Annotated in this window: 12 protein-coding genes; 9 read left to right on the plus strand and 3 right to left on the minus strand. The window is 45.6% G+C overall.

Annotation, left to right across the window (positions count from 1 at the left end; all coding sequences use genetic code 11):
• Window positions 1-79: 79 nt before the first annotated feature.
• From gcvH to prfB, 6 genes are all read left to right on the plus strand, one after another.
• The gene (gene gcvH, locus AC23N5_RS15865; protein WP_183978806.1) at window positions 80-457 is read left to right on the plus strand and encodes a glycine cleavage system protein GcvH; all 378 of its coding nucleotides are present in this window, start codon (window positions 80-82) and stop codon (window positions 455-457) included.
• A gap of 69 nt (window positions 458-526) precedes the next feature.
• The gene (locus AC23N5_RS15870; protein ID WP_487756342.1) at window positions 527-1,798 is read left to right on the plus strand and encodes a dihydroorotase; all 1,272 of its coding nucleotides are present in this window, start codon (window positions 527-529) and stop codon (window positions 1,796-1,798) included.
• A gap of 15 nt (window positions 1,799-1,813) precedes the next feature.
• Entirely contained in the window at window positions 1,814-2,362 is a 549-nt protein-coding gene (locus AC23N5_RS15875) for a DUF4199 domain-containing protein (RefSeq protein WP_122933081.1), read from the plus strand.
• A 27-nt stretch (window positions 2,363-2,389) separates the two neighbouring features.
• Complete coding sequence (locus tag AC23N5_RS15880; RefSeq protein ID WP_487756343.1) at window positions 2,390-3,514, plus strand: hypothetical protein; 1,125 nt, start codon at window positions 2,390-2,392, stop codon at window positions 3,512-3,514.
• A 75-nt stretch (window positions 3,515-3,589) separates the two neighbouring features.
• A complete protein-coding gene (locus AC23N5_RS15885; RefSeq protein ID WP_183978813.1) occupies window positions 3,590-4,042 on the plus strand; it encodes a DUF4920 domain-containing protein in 453 nt (150 codons plus the stop codon).
• Window positions 4,043-4,141: 99 nt separating this feature from the next.
• Window positions 4,142-5,219 (plus strand): peptide chain release factor 2 gene (prfB, locus tag AC23N5_RS15890; protein WP_183978815.1). Its coding sequence is split into 2 segments (ribosomal slippage): window positions 4,142-4,201 and window positions 4,203-5,219, totalling 1,077 coding nucleotides; the frame shifts between segments, so codons are not numbered across the junction.
• Between the two features lie 93 nt (window positions 5,220-5,312).
• Here prfB and AC23N5_RS15895 read toward each other — a convergent pair.
• Both AC23N5_RS15895 and AC23N5_RS15900 read right to left on the minus strand, forming a co-directional pair.
• A complete protein-coding gene (locus AC23N5_RS15895; RefSeq protein ID WP_487756344.1) occupies window positions 5,313-6,638 on the minus strand; it encodes a RagB/SusD family nutrient uptake outer membrane protein in 1,326 nt (441 codons plus the stop codon).
• Between the two features lie 18 nt (window positions 6,639-6,656).
• Window positions 6,657-9,842, minus strand: a complete 3,186-nt coding sequence (locus AC23N5_RS15900; protein WP_487756345.1) for a SusC/RagA family TonB-linked outer membrane protein — start codon at window positions 9,840-9,842, stop codon at window positions 6,657-6,659.
• Window positions 9,843-10,085: 243 nt separating this feature from the next.
• Here AC23N5_RS15900 and AC23N5_RS15905 point away from each other — a divergent pair, with 243 nt between their 5' ends.
• Entirely contained in the window at window positions 10,086-10,829 is a 744-nt protein-coding gene (locus AC23N5_RS15905; RefSeq protein WP_164490177.1) for a DeoR/GlpR family DNA-binding transcription regulator, read from the plus strand.
• A gap of 21 nt (window positions 10,830-10,850) precedes the next feature.
• Here AC23N5_RS15905 and AC23N5_RS15910 read toward each other — a convergent pair whose 3' ends face one another.
• A complete protein-coding gene (locus tag AC23N5_RS15910) occupies window positions 10,851-12,089 on the minus strand; it encodes a tetratricopeptide repeat protein (RefSeq protein ID WP_487756346.1) in 1,239 nt (412 codons plus the stop codon).
• A 95-nt stretch (window positions 12,090-12,184) separates the two neighbouring features.
• On the opposite strand from AC23N5_RS15910, the gene hpt reads away from it, so the two are divergent.
• Together hpt and AC23N5_RS15920 are read left to right on the plus strand one after the other, a co-directional pair.
• Window positions 12,185-12,715 carry a hypoxanthine phosphoribosyltransferase gene (hpt, locus tag AC23N5_RS15915; RefSeq protein WP_028522369.1) on the plus strand — a complete coding sequence of 177 codons (531 nt, stop codon included), beginning with the start codon at window positions 12,185-12,187 and terminating at the stop codon, window positions 12,713-12,715.
• A 55-nt stretch (window positions 12,716-12,770) separates the two neighbouring features.
• A complete protein-coding gene (locus AC23N5_RS15920) occupies window positions 12,771-13,379 on the plus strand; it encodes a HupE/UreJ family protein (RefSeq protein ID WP_487756347.1) in 609 nt (202 codons plus the stop codon).
• Window positions 13,380-13,433 lie beyond the last annotated feature (54 nt).

A 13,433-nucleotide genomic window follows, 5' to 3' on the forward strand; every position in this document is an offset into this window, starting at 1 on the left:
TGGTAAAGTAAGGGGGGGCTTTCGCAAAAGTTAGGTTTTCGTATTATCTTGCAGCCAAAACGAAAAGCCTCAACAAACCATGACATTTCCAGCAGAGCTTAAGTACACCAAAGACCACGAGTGGATTCGCCTTGAAAGCGACGGTACTGCCGTTGTAGGTATTACTGATTTTGCCCAAAGAGAATTGGGTGATATTGTTTATGTTGACATTAACACCGTCGGCGAAACCATCAGCGAAGGTGAATTATTTGGAACAGTAGAAGCCGTAAAAACCGTTTCTGATCTTTATTTGCCCGTTTCAGGAGAAATTCTTGAATTTAATGCAGCTTTGGAAGCTGATCCAGATTTGGTCAACTCTGATCCTTACGGTGAAGGTTGGATGATTCGTGTTAAAATAACTGGCTCAACCGATGACTTACTCTCTGTAGAAGCCTATAAAGAATTGATTGGCGAATAAGAACAAGCTCCGAAAGGGGCTTTTTTTTAGCCCTAATCCCAAGGGGGAGCCAAGAAAGTTGATAAAAAAATGTTACTGATTCGTTCTGTAAAAATTACTGATACTCACTCGCCTTATAATGGGCAACTAAAAGATATTTTGGTAGAAAATGGCCAAATATCCCAGATTGCTGACCACATTGAGGCGGCTAATGCCCAAGTACTTGAAGGCGAAAATTGGCATATTTCACCTGGTTGGGTGGATATGCGCGTTCATGCGTATGACCCAGGGTATGAGCAAAAAGAAGACTTGCGCTCGGCTTGTGCAGCGGCGGCTTTAGGTGGCTTTACTGACATTGCCGTGTTACCCAACGCCAAACCCGCCCTCGACTCCAAAGATACCCTCGTTTACGTCAAACACAGGGCTTTGGGGCAAGTGGTGAATGTACACCCGATTGGCGCGGTTACAAAAAGTTGTGAAGGCAAAGATTTCACCGAAATGATTGACCTTTCGCAGGCGGGGGCGGTGGCTTTTTCGGATGGTTCTCATCCCATTTACAACACGCACATTCTGTTGAAATCGTTACAATATTTGCAGCAGGTTGACCGAGTGTTGATGAATCGCCCCGAAGATTACGATTTGACCGTGTTTGGGCAAATGAACGAAGGCGAAGTGAGTACGTTGCTCGGAATGAGGGGGATTCCTACCATTGCGGAAGAACTTATGGTGATGCGCGACCTAAAAATGCTCGAATACATGGGCATTAAAAGTGAAACTCCCCTCCTACACTTCTCGACGATTTCGACGGCAACGACGGTGGAACTGATTCGGGCGGCGAAAGCCAAGGGGTATCCCGTGTCTTGCGACGTGGCAGCGCATCAAATTGCGTTTGACGATTCGGCCTTGCTGAATTTTGATACGAATTATAAGGTCAACCCTCCTTTTAGAGCACAATCTGACATCGAAGCAATTTGGGAAGGATTGGCCGATGGTACCATCGACGCCGTGGTGTCGGATCATAACCCTCAGGACGAAGAGTCTAAAAATTTGGAGTTTGATTTGGCCGAATTTGGAATTATCGGGTTAGAAACGGCTTTTGCAGTACTCAACACTCATAACACCCAATTACCGCTGGATCAACTGGTAGGAAAACTCACGCATCAGCCCCGTGCTATTCTACGTTTGCCTTCAGTAACGATTTCGGAAGCCAACGTGGCCAATTTTACCATTTTTAACCCCGATTTGGAATGGATTTTTAAGGAAACTCGTTCTAAATCAAAGAATTCACCGTTTTTTGGTACTCAATTTAAAGGCAAAGCCGTCTATGTTATCAACCAAGGAATGGTGGAAAAATGTGGATAACTTTGTGGATAACCTATGCAAAGTGTGATTAACTTCTTCAATAAGCCATTGCTCAAGCTCCCGTTATTCTTCGGGGTGATTGCTGGTGTGGTTTGCTTTTTGTTCTTTTTGCTCGTGCAGAGCCTAGAAAAATTCTCAAGCACAAGCCGAGCGCTCGACGTCGGTTTTTTTGCCATTATCATTGCGGCGGCCACTTGGTATTACCGTAAGAAGGTCGGGCAAGGCTACCTACACATGTGGGAAGGAATCTCGATTGGTTACGTAGTGTGGATTACGGGGGCGTTGGTGTGTGGTTATTTATCGAGCTTGTATTTTTACTTTTCTCCCAAAGCATTGACTCACTACCAAGGTATTTTGCGCCAATCGTTGTTGGTCAACAAAGCGGAAGCGATAAAGGTATGGGGTAATGAAAGTTTTCAGCAAAAACTGGCCGACATAGATAAACTTGAGCCTTCAAGTTTCATTTTTGATGAGTTTCGGTTTACGTTGATGCTCGTCGTGATGCCTATTTTATTGATTTCGTTGGTGCTTCGTAAACAACACCCCAACAGTTTGAGTCGTTAAAAATTTATCCCATTATTCCCTTGACTGATGGCAAAGATTATCCAAATTACCAAAGAGAAAGCCGAACAATCAAAAGTTCAGAAGGAGTTTAACCGTCTCATCAAAAAGATAGAAAAGCTGGAACAAGAGATTGCCGAGTATCGTGCTGGTGTGGAGGAAGTCAATCAACGTCTTCATAGCGCACTGACCCCCGTTCGGAAAGAATATTATGTCCAGAAAGCTGAATTGGTGAAGTGTTTTGACCGCGCGCATGACTCTGGTTATTTCAAAAAAAGGGAACAGAAAAAACTCACGTACCTCATTTGCGAACTTGCGCACGATGTGATTGAATACGGAGGCATGGAGGAGTTGATTCCGATTTACGATAAATACAACGAGACATCGTACGAAGAAGAAAACGAACAAGTCAACGAACTAGCAGCCGAACAGCTAAAGGGGATTTTTTCAATGTTTGGCATCGAAATCGATGAAGACGTTGATATAACCAATCCTGAAAAGCTTCAGGAGTTGATGAACAAAAAAATCGCTGAAAGACAAGACGAGTTTGAGCAAGAGCAGCGCCAAGCTGAAGAACGAAAAGCCAAACGCCCGAAGAGTAAAAAGCAGCAAGAGAAAGAAGAAAAGAAAGAATTGGAAGCCCGCAACATTACCAAATCGGTGCGGACAATTTACATGGATTTGGTCAAAGCTTTTCATCCTGACCGTGAGCCTAACGAAGAAGAACGCGAACGCAAAACTCAAATCATGCAGCGCGTGACGGAAGCCTACGAAAAAAATGATTTATTGGGGTTGTTGCGTTTGCAGTTGGAGTTTGACAGAATCGACCAAAACCACATTGAAAATATGGCCGAAAGCCACCTAAAAAATTACAATAAACTCTTGCGCGAGCAGGCAGAAGAATTGAGTTATGAGCTAGAAAATATGGTTTCGCAGGTTGCTCAAATGAGCGGTAAACCTGACTATATTGTGAGCAATATCCACCGACTTCGCCTATCGCTTGAGCAGGACATTAAAGAATTTAAAAGTGAGGCTGCTAGTATTAAAAAAGACGTAAAAGCGTTTGGAAGTCAGTTGGTTCTGAAAGAATTTTTGAAAAGCTTTAAAATTCCTAAGGCAGAGAAAGATATAGACTTTTTTGAAGGGATGTTTTAACGAACATCACCAAAAATTGTATAGTTTTGAAGAAAATTTGTCATTTCATCAATTATTTTATTGACTAGAATTACCATGAAAAAAGTACTCTTAACAACCTTGTTTGCCGCATTTGCTTTGGGAGCGTTTGCGCAAAGTGATAGCTATTTTGGCGAAAAAATCAGCGATAAAGGAGCCGTAGCGGCTACTGAACTTCCTAAAAAAATGGGAAGCAAAGAAAAAATGACGGCCAAAGTAACTGGTACGGTAGAATCGGTGTGCCAAGCAAAAGGCTGCTGGATGAAAGTAAAAACCGCCGACGGACAAACCATGCGCGTGTCGTTCAAAGACTATGGTTTTTTTGTGCCTAAAGACATTGCGGGTAAAACTGTCGTGATTGACGGCGAAGCCAAAATGAAGACTACTTCGGTGGCTGAATTGCAGCACTATGCCGAAGATGCAGGAAAAAGTAAGGAAGAAATCGCGAAAATCACCGAAGCCAAGCGCGAATTGACGTTTGTGGCGGACGGGGTCATCGTGAAAAAATAATAAACCAGATTCCTAAAAGCGGTCAGTTGGTTAATCACCAACCGACCGCTTTTTATTTGTACTTTTGCAATCCATTTAACTTTTGAAATAAATAATTCGATGACCACAGAACAGTTGAAAGACTTGAAAGCCCGCGTTTCGGCTTTGAGGGGGTATCTTTGACTACGATACTAAGAAAGAACGATTAACCGAATTACAACAAATTCAGAACCAACCTGAATTTTGGAACGACAATACCAAGGCCGAACAAACCATGAAGGAGGTTCGGGGTTTGAAAGGGTGGACCGAGGGATACGAATCGGTAGAAGAACGCCTTGGCGATTTGGAAACACTTCAAGAGTTTTTCGAACTAGGCGAAGCCACCGAAACGGAAGTTGAAGCCGAATACCAAGCCTTATTGAAGGTGTTGGAAGAGGTCGAGCTCAAAAAAATGCTCTCCAACGAAGAAGATCAGCTCAACGCCGTCCTCGAAATTAACTCAGGTGCAGGTGGTACCGAAAGCCAAGATTGGGCAGATATGCTGTATCGGATGTACGTGCGCTGGGCCGAAAAACACGGCTACAAAGTAACCCAAATCGACTACCAAGAGGGAGACGGAGCAGGGATTAAATCGGCGTCCATTCAGATTGATGGGCCACAAGCCTATGGTTATTTGCAATCAGAAAACGGCGTACACCGTTTGGTACGTATTTCGCCGTTTGACTCCAACGCCCGCCGCCATACTTCGTTTGCTTCGGTGTATGCGTATCCGTTGATTGACGATAGCATCGAAATCGAGGTAAATCCTGCCGATATTGAATGGGATACGTATCGTTCGGGAGGAGCTGGTGGACAGAACGTCAACAAAGTGGAAACGGCCGTTCGGCTTCGCCACAAACCTTCGGGCTTGATGATTGAGTGCCAACAAGAACGGAGTCAGCACCTCAACCGCGATTTGGCCATGCGTTTGTTGAAATCGAAATTGTACCAAATTGAGGTAGAAAAACGAAACGCAGCCCGCGCAGAAGTGGAAGCTTCTAAAAAGAAAATTGAGTGGGGTTCTCAAATTCGTAACTACGTCATGCACCCTTATAAATTGGTGAAAGACGTCCGAACAGGCGTAGAAACATCTGACGTTCAGGGAGTAATGGACGGCGACTTGGACGAGTTTATCAAAGCCTATTTGATGTTGCAGTAATGGAGTAGTTACTCGGAATAGCATAGAAAAGCCCTGACTCATCATCAGGGCTTTTCTGTGCAGAGGGTTGCTCACAACCCGGCCACTCTCCCACTAAATAGCAGGGTCGGCAGGCGTGTTGGTGCGGTTATTATCTTTCTCAATCAACGGATACGGATAAAATGTGCGGGTGCGCTCTACTTGCGAAGCGGCATTGCCTGCAACGGGAGCCAAACGATTAAAACGACGGCTATCTTCCAATTTTAATCCTGACAAAAACAACTCTATGCAACGCTGACGGTAGATTTCGGTCAGCAGTGCATCGGCGGTGTTGGCACCTGAGTAAGCAGGAAGCCCCGCTCCTATGCCCCACGCATCGGTTGTTTTGGTTAAAACGGCGTTCAAAGCGGTCGTTGCACCTACCAAATCGTTGGTACGGGCACTTGCTTCCGCTCTAATCAACTGAATTTCCCCAGGTAAATACACAGGAATCGCGGCATTGTTGGCGGTAAAGAAACTAGCACGCCCTAAGTTAATACCTCCGCTTGCTACGCCCGCAGGGTTTGACAAATAGAACGCCAAGCGCTTGTCGGCGGCAATGGGACGAAGTGCTTCGGGTAAACCAAGCGTAGCGTTGACAGGCTCAGTCACGTTACGGTTTCCGAAGGTGTTGAAGAATAAGGGGTTCTGAGTGGCATCGTCAAAGTTGAACGATGATTTTTTGGTCAAATCCACTTTGTTAGCTGCGGCCAAGGCTTTGGCATTGTCGCCTACCATAAGGCTATAACGTGCAATCAACGCTTGAATGGTATTGGCTAAATCAATCCCTGCTACAATCCGCGTAGTGAAAGTAGAAGAAACGGGGGTAGCAGTAAGCGTAGTAGCGGCGGTTTCGAGCGTACGAATGGCTTCTTTTAACGCTTCATCCCGCGTGACAAACACGGCATTATCGCCTGTGGTAACGGGGAGTTTTTCCCAAAATTGAGCGATAGTCCCTAATGCCAAGGCCCTAAAAATAGAAGCATAGGCCGTAATGCCACTTTTGGTACCTGCATCGCCAGCGACCGTAGCTACGCTTTTTAAGATAAGGTCAGCATTGGCTTTTACCAACTGGTTTTGTGCCCAAAGGTTACGCAAAATACCGTTGTTAGGGGTTATGCTGCCGCTGCCAATCCGAAGTTGTTCTTCGTCGCCGTTACCCGCATTCAATACCGTAAGTTCTTTGGTTGTAAGCCCACTAGCCGTAATGGCCGTGTAAAGAACCCCCGCACGGGTGCTTGAGTAGCGGTATTGGAGACCGTTGCAGAGCGTAATGAGCCCGTTGATGTCGGTCGTTACTTGGGTTTCGCTGGCGGCGCTTGGGTTGAGGTATTCTTGGTCGCAGGAAGTGGCCGTCAGCATCGTTCCCGCCAAAAGTGTATATAAGATCGTCTTTTTCATTGCATTACAGGTTTCACGTTAGAAAGATAAATTCAACTGGAGCTGGTACGTGCGTGGAATAGGGACGTTTCCGAAGTCCACCCCGCGCAAAATGTCGCTGTTGTTACCTGCGTTTGTTTCAGGGTCAAAACCGTTGTATTTATCCCACGAAATCAAGTTACGACCCACGAGCGAAACGCTCCAATTATTGATTCCCCTGAATTTAGGAAGCTGATACGTAAGGGCCAATTCGCGCAATTTGGTAAAACCGCCTTCATCGACGCGGTATTCTTCGATGTTGACCAACGAGAACACATAGCCACGCGGTAATGTACCCAACATTTCGGCTTCGGCGATGTCGCCAATTCCTACGTTGTTGCGGGTACGCTTGTCAGCATTGAACACTTGGAAACCTTGCACGGCATCCAACAAGAAACGTAAACCAAGTTTTTTGTACGTCAAATTACCACTGAACGAACCTGTCCATTTTGGATTAGGATTGCCAATCACGGTACGAACAAATGCCCCCGAAGGCTGTCCATCAGCGGCACGGCTAACGGTGTATTGCGTTGGGTCTGTCGTGTTTTGAGCACCCATTTCGCGTTGAGGAAGGTTTTGTTTGGTTAACAACAAGCTTCCGTCGGTATTACGAGCATAAGGAAAACCATAAAAAACGCTGGCAGGCTGGCCTTCAATCAAGAAAACAGGAGCACCCGCTGAGTTGCCAATGGTGAGCGTTGAAATCAACGGATTCCCTTGGTCGATGTCCAATACTTTGTTGCGGTTTTGGTTGTAAAGAACAGTGAAATCAGCCGAGAAGTCTTTTTTCTTCACTGCTAAGGCGTTGAGACTGATTTCAAATCCTTTGTTTTCCATCGTTCCTACGTTGTTCACAATTCCCGTTCCACCCGTTGAAGGGGCCAATTCGCGGTTGACAACCAAGTCTTTGATTTGTTGGTTATAGACCGAAATTCCCAAATTGAGTCGGCTTTTTAAGAACGAAAGGTCGGCACCCACTTCGATTTCGTCCATGCGTTCAGGACGTACGCGAGGGTTGGCCAAGGTAGCGCCAGGAATGATGGTGTTTTTGCCAAGGAAAGGTACTGGGCTAAACTGCCAGAAACGGCTGTAACTTCCAATTCCCGTCAAGTTACCTGCTTGTCCGTACGACGCACGTACTTTAAAACCGTCCCAAATGTTGGCCAAGCTGCTATTTTTCCAACTATCAAGGTCGGAAACCACAAAACTACCGCTCAACTTAGGATAGGTTTGGTTGGTTTCGCTCGGAGAAAACTTCGATGAACGGTCGCGACGAACGGCAGCCGTAACGAAGGCTAGGTTTTTGTAACCCAAGGTCGCTTGTACAAAAAAACCACTCAAATTGTAACGGTCGAGGCCATAACCTGCCGTAACGGTCGTACTTGCCGTACCGCTTACGGTTTCGATAAAAGGTGCGGTGTTCAAACCACTGGCACGGGTAAAATCCGACTGGTAGAATTGGTAGTTGAAACCAGCAGCGGCGTTTAATTTGAGCGAACTGCTAAGTTCGGTTTCGTAGGTAGCGTTGATGTCGCTGTTAAACTGCGTGACGTTGTTGTTGGCGTTGGCCGCAAAACCATCGGGATAACGCTCCGCAGGAAGCCCCGCCACGGCTTGGTAAGGGTACGGCGGAATGTAGTTTTTACCCAATTGCCCGTACGTATCCACCCCAACAACCCAGTCGATGCCAAGACCTTTGATAGGCGTAAGGTTTAATTGCGCATCAGCGATGGTGCGGCTTACAGCTTGCGTAAACTTCATGGTTTCCACGGTTGTGAGTGGATTGACGCGGGTAGGCTCAACCGCCAACAAGTTACCTGCGGCGTCGCGCTGGGTGATGTCGTAGATGTTGTTGGTGATTGTTACCGAGTTTATCGGGCTGTAAAACACGTTTCCGTTGGCTTTTTCGTTGGAAAAGCTATTTGAATAATTCAAGCCCGCCGATAGTTTTGCCCAATTGTTAAGACGTTGGTCAACGCGCGCCCGCAAACTCGCCCGCCGAAAATCGACATTCTTGACAATCCCTTCATTTTTCATGTAAGAAGCCGACACAAAATACTGCGTACGGTCAGTTCCGCCCGAAATCGAAAGCGTATTGTCGTTGCCAAAACCTGCACGGAAGATTTGGTCAAAATAATTGTAGCGAGTTACGTCCACCAGGTTAGAGGCCAACAAAGAAGTGGCTCCGTCGCGAACGATGCCCGTGGTCGTCATGGTAGGGTTGGCGGCACTTTGAGCAGCACTAATTACCCCGATGGTGTGAAGACGCAAGTCTTTGAACCCAAATTGTTTCCCCAAGGTAGAAATGAAAACACCTTTGCGAAGTTCGTTGGAAGAAAAACTGGTCGTAAAGTTGATTTTTGGCGCGCCTGATTTCCCACGTTTGGTGGTGATAATAACCACGCCGTTGGCAGCCCTTGAACCGTATTGAGCGGCGGCAGCGGCACCGTTGATAACGTTTAAAGACTCAATGTCACTGGGGTTAATATCGGCCAAACGGTTGGTTCCGAGCGCAGTACTTGGCGCTTGGTTGCCAAGCGAAAGGGCCAACTGAGAAGCAGGTGACGTTTCGTTGTTAATGATTACACCGTCAATGACATACAGCGGGTCAGAGCTTCCTTGGATGGATTTCACCCCGCGCAAACGCACCGTAATTCCTCCTGCGGGGTCACCTGAGTTTTGGGTGATTTGAGCACCTGGGATTTTTCCTTGCAAGGCGCTCACGAGGTTGGGTGAACCTGTTTTTTCGAGGTTATCCGCCTTAATCGTCGTAATTGCGTTTCCAAGTTGTCGGCGTTCGGCCCGAATGGTAGAACCCGTCACGACGACTTCGTCGAGGTTCATTTGGTCTTCTCGAAGCGAAACATTGACAATCGACTGACTCGAAGAAACCTCCCGTGTAACTGTGCTGTAGCCTACCGCGCTGAACGTAATTTTAACATTACCACTTAGATTAAGCGAAAAATCTCCTTCTACATTGGCAGTCGTTCCGAGCGAAGTTCCTGCTACTTGTACCGTAGCGCCAGGGATTGGCTGACCGTTGTTGTCGGTTACTTTCCCTTTGACGGCGTACGATTGGGCCCAGCCATTTAGCGAAAAACAAATCGCTAAAATTGCCACAATCGTCCGCATGAGTTCAGAACGAAAACGGTTCTGAATAATTTGGCCGTAATTGTTGTGAAGCATAAGTTATTAATTAAAGGTTTATTTTTAAAATCGGCATAAAACCGCAATAAATAAACAATAAAAACAGCAAACTCCGTCATTTGTTTGGTGAAAATTATTTGTATCAGTAGAATAAAATGAAAAAAAATTAAGATTTTGGCGAAAATTTGAGCTGAATCAAAAAATGTCTCTAATTTTATTGCAACTTTTTGCGGATTTGATTTTATATTTTTTTGAACCATTATGCACCCAATTCAAACCCAAATGCTAAAGCGAGAACGACAGGCATTCATTATGAAACAAATCAATCTTCACAATCGGATATTGTCTGCCGATTTGGGATTGATGTTGAACGTTTCGGAGGATACCATCCGCCGTGACCTTAATGAACTGGCGGAGGCGGGCGAACTGGTGAAGGTTCACGGTGGAGCCTTATCAAAATCGTACCATTACGATTATGCACCGAGTACGACTTATGCTTTATCGGAAAAAACGGTCATTGCGCAAAAAGCGGCCACCCTCATCGAAGACGGAATGTTTGTTATTCTAGGTGGCGGAACGACCGTTAGGGAGTTGGCGAGGTTATTGCCTGTCGATTTAAAAGCTACTTTTTTTACCATAAGCCTGACAACCGCCCTTCAGTTGTGCGACCACCCGACGATTGACGTGATATTTTTGGGGGGAACGCTGGTCAAAAATTCGCAGATTAGCGTGGGAGGCGAAGTCATTAGCCGTCTCAATGAAATCAAGGCGGACTTGTGCATCATGGGTACCAATGCCATTGATACCGAATGTATTACGGATACAGATTTAGAGGCAGTTCAGGTGAAAAAAGCCATGATCAAAGCGTCTAAACGAAGCGCAGTGGTGACCATTAGTGAAAAACTAGGCAGTACCCAAAAACTTCAAGTATGTGAATTATCGGACATTGATTATTTGGTGACTGATTTGCCTGCCGATGCACCGCAGTTTTTAGGCTACCGCCGTGAGGGTCTGGTGATATTGTAGAAATAATAAAAAAAGCGGAGGTTAATCCCTCCGCTTTCTTCGTTCTTCCCGACGTGATTTGTTGAGTTGGCTAATGGCGTCTTTGGCGTCTTTGACTTGGCTCGATTTTTTCTCCCCTCGGTCAATCACCGTTTTGTAATACTCTCTTGCCGCTTCGTAGTCTTTTTCAGTTTCCGACATTTTTCCCAAGGCAATCAACGACGACAAATAATAGCCCGACGTAAACGCTTTGGCTTGAATTGAATAATTGACAGCCTGCAAGTAATACTCCTTGGCTTTTGGAATATCGCGGTGATAGTTGTTGTAATAATACGCCAAAACGTAAGCCGCATTTCGCCCGCTTACAGCTTCGTAGCCTGCCATTCCTTTGTCGATTTTGGACAAAATGCTGTTGGCGGATTTTTCCGCTTCGGCTGTATTTCCCCGTACAAAAGCCGAGCGGAGGTAATAACGTTCAAAATAGGGGTTGTCAGGGTACGTTTCCCACGAGTACTTTGCTAAATCATACGCTTTGGCGTACTGATTTTCGTAGCTGTAAATCTGCAGTAAGAAATACCGTGCTTCGGTTCGGGTGTAAAAAGCGTTGTTTCCTACTTTTTCAAGTTGTTGAATACCAAGCTGTTTGTTGCCTTTAGGGAAAAGCCAAAGGATAGGTTTAAGCAACGGATAGTTGTCTGGAATCCACTGGGCAAAGTAATTGAATAACCCATCGCCAAACAGTAATTCTGGACTTAGATCGCTTTTTCCTTCACATTTTTCCATGTATTTCAAGGCATTCTTCCCCGCGAAAGTCGCCCGTGACCAGTGTTTCCGTTCCGAGTGAATCCGTCCTTTGAAGGCATAGGCCGCGGCCAAGAAAAACGAAGGTTCGATTTTGTTTTCGCGCGCATCGTACAGTTTTTCTGCCAACGTAATGCAAGTATCCATCAACGCCAAACAGCGGTCATCGTAGCGAGTGTCTTCGGTATTAGGCACAATTTTCCACCACTCGGCCAACCCCATCAAAAAATAAGGCATGGGATGGTACGGATAGCGGTAGCGCAGCCAACGAAATTCGGCGTCGGCTTCGGCAAATTTGAAGTTATAAAGTTTGTTAATCGCCTCAGTGGCTTCGATTTGTACGCCTGGATTGGAGAGCAACATATCGTACTTGCCATCAAAGTCGGAGGAGGCATAAAGTTGGGCATTGGCGGTAGTCGTACCTAAAAGTACCCAGCCAACGATGCTGAATATCCAATATTTTAAGATGTTCTTTTCCATGGTCTATTATCTTTGCTGTGGATATTAACGTACAACTTCTCGTTACAGTTTATTCGTAGCTTCATTTTTTAAGTTTTTTTTAATATTTTTTCATCATGCTGACGGTCAAAGACAAAAAGTTTGTTCCATTTATCGAAAAACAACCACTCGAAGAGCGAATTGCGGAACTGGGGCGCGAAATTAACGAAGATTACCGAGACAAGAACCCTCTTTTTGTGGTCGTTCTCAATGGAGCATTTATGTTTGCGGCCGAGCTAATGAAAAGCGTGACGATTCCGTGCGAAATAACCTTTGTGCGCGTCTCTTCCTATTCCAAAACGCAATCGACGGGCGAAGTAACGGAGGTTCTTGGACTGAAAGAACCCATTCGCGACCGCCACGTGATTATCGTCGAAGATATTGTCGATACGGGACTTACGATGAATAAGCTTCTTTTTCAGCTTTCGGCCCAGCGCCCCGAGTCAATTCAGGTAGCTACCATGCTCTTTAAACCCAAAGCCCTCAAAACGCCGCTGAGCGTCAAGTACGCCGCTTTTGAAATCGAAAACCGTTTTGTGCTTGGCTATGGCCTTGATTATGAAGGGTATGGTCGAAATGTGGACGGAGTTTATGTACTAGCGCCGTAGTCCGATTAGCCTTTCATTCAGTTTCTTTATCAACACCTAACCAACCATTTTCTTCATGTCTGATTTCCAAATTTACCTTGGATTGGGGTTTGACCACATCACCGACCCCAACGGTTATGACCACATTTTGTTTGTAGTGGCTTTGTGCGCTATTTACGCTTTTCGCGATTGGAAAAAAGTATTGGTACTTATTACGGCATTTACGCTAGGCCACTCGGTAACGTTGGCATTGGCAACATTAAAGCTGATTACGTACCGTTCTGACATCATTGAATTGCTGATTCCGATCACAATTTTTGCCACAGCCGTTGCTAATTTTTCAGATACCAGCACGGGCGAACCAAAATCCCCCAAATTGCGGTACATCTTCGCGGCTTGTTTTGGCTTAATTCACGGCATGGGATTTTCCAACTATTTACGAAGCTTATTGGGAGAGCAAGAAAGCATTATTATGCCCTTGTTTTCGTTCAATTTGGGCTTGGAGTTGGGGCAATTGGTCATTGTGGCCATTGCATTGGGGATTGCCTCTTTGTTTATCGAAATCATCAAGTTAAAACGCCTCACTTGGAACCACCTGATTTCGGGGATTGTGGCGGGAATGGCCTTGTCGCTCATTCTTAACAATGAGCTATTTCGTACGCTTATGGGGCTTCCAGTGGAATAATGTCGCAAAAAAGGCCGTACGCGTCTATGCCTTGACCTAATTTTGATTGATTTA

The sequence above is a fragment of the Runella sp. R5_40 genome, from assembly GCF_057652295.1.

Coding starts and splice junctions, on each gene's coding strand:
- gcvH (WP_183978806.1), top strand. CDS start 80: ATGACATTTCCAGCAGAGCTTAAGTACACCAAAGACCACGAGTGGATT.
- AC23N5_RS15870 (WP_487756342.1), top strand. CDS start 527: ATGTTACTGATTCGTTCTGTAAAAATTACTGATACTCACTCGCCTTAT.
- AC23N5_RS15875 (WP_122933081.1), top strand. CDS start 1,814: ATGCAAAGTGTGATTAACTTCTTCAATAAGCCATTGCTCAAGCTCCCG.
- AC23N5_RS15880 (WP_487756343.1), top strand. CDS start 2,390: ATGGCAAAGATTATCCAAATTACCAAAGAGAAAGCCGAACAATCAAAA.
- AC23N5_RS15885 (WP_183978813.1), top strand. CDS start 3,590: ATGAAAAAAGTACTCTTAACAACCTTGTTTGCCGCATTTGCTTTGGGA.
- AC23N5_RS15895 (WP_487756344.1), bottom strand. CDS start 6,638: ATGAAAAAGACGATCTTATATACACTTTTGGCGGGAACGATGCTGACG.
- AC23N5_RS15900 (WP_487756345.1), bottom strand. CDS start 9,842: ATGCTTCACAACAATTACGGCCAAATTATTCAGAACCGTTTTCGTTCT.
- AC23N5_RS15905 (WP_164490177.1), top strand. CDS start 10,086: ATGCTAAAGCGAGAACGACAGGCATTCATTATGAAACAAATCAATCTT.
- AC23N5_RS15910 (WP_487756346.1), bottom strand. CDS start 12,089: ATGGAAAAGAACATCTTAAAATATTGGATATTCAGCATCGTTGGCTGG.
- hpt (WP_028522369.1), top strand. CDS start 12,185: ATGCTGACGGTCAAAGACAAAAAGTTTGTTCCATTTATCGAAAAACAA.
- AC23N5_RS15920 (WP_487756347.1), top strand. CDS start 12,771: ATGTCTGATTTCCAAATTTACCTTGGATTGGGGTTTGACCACATCACC.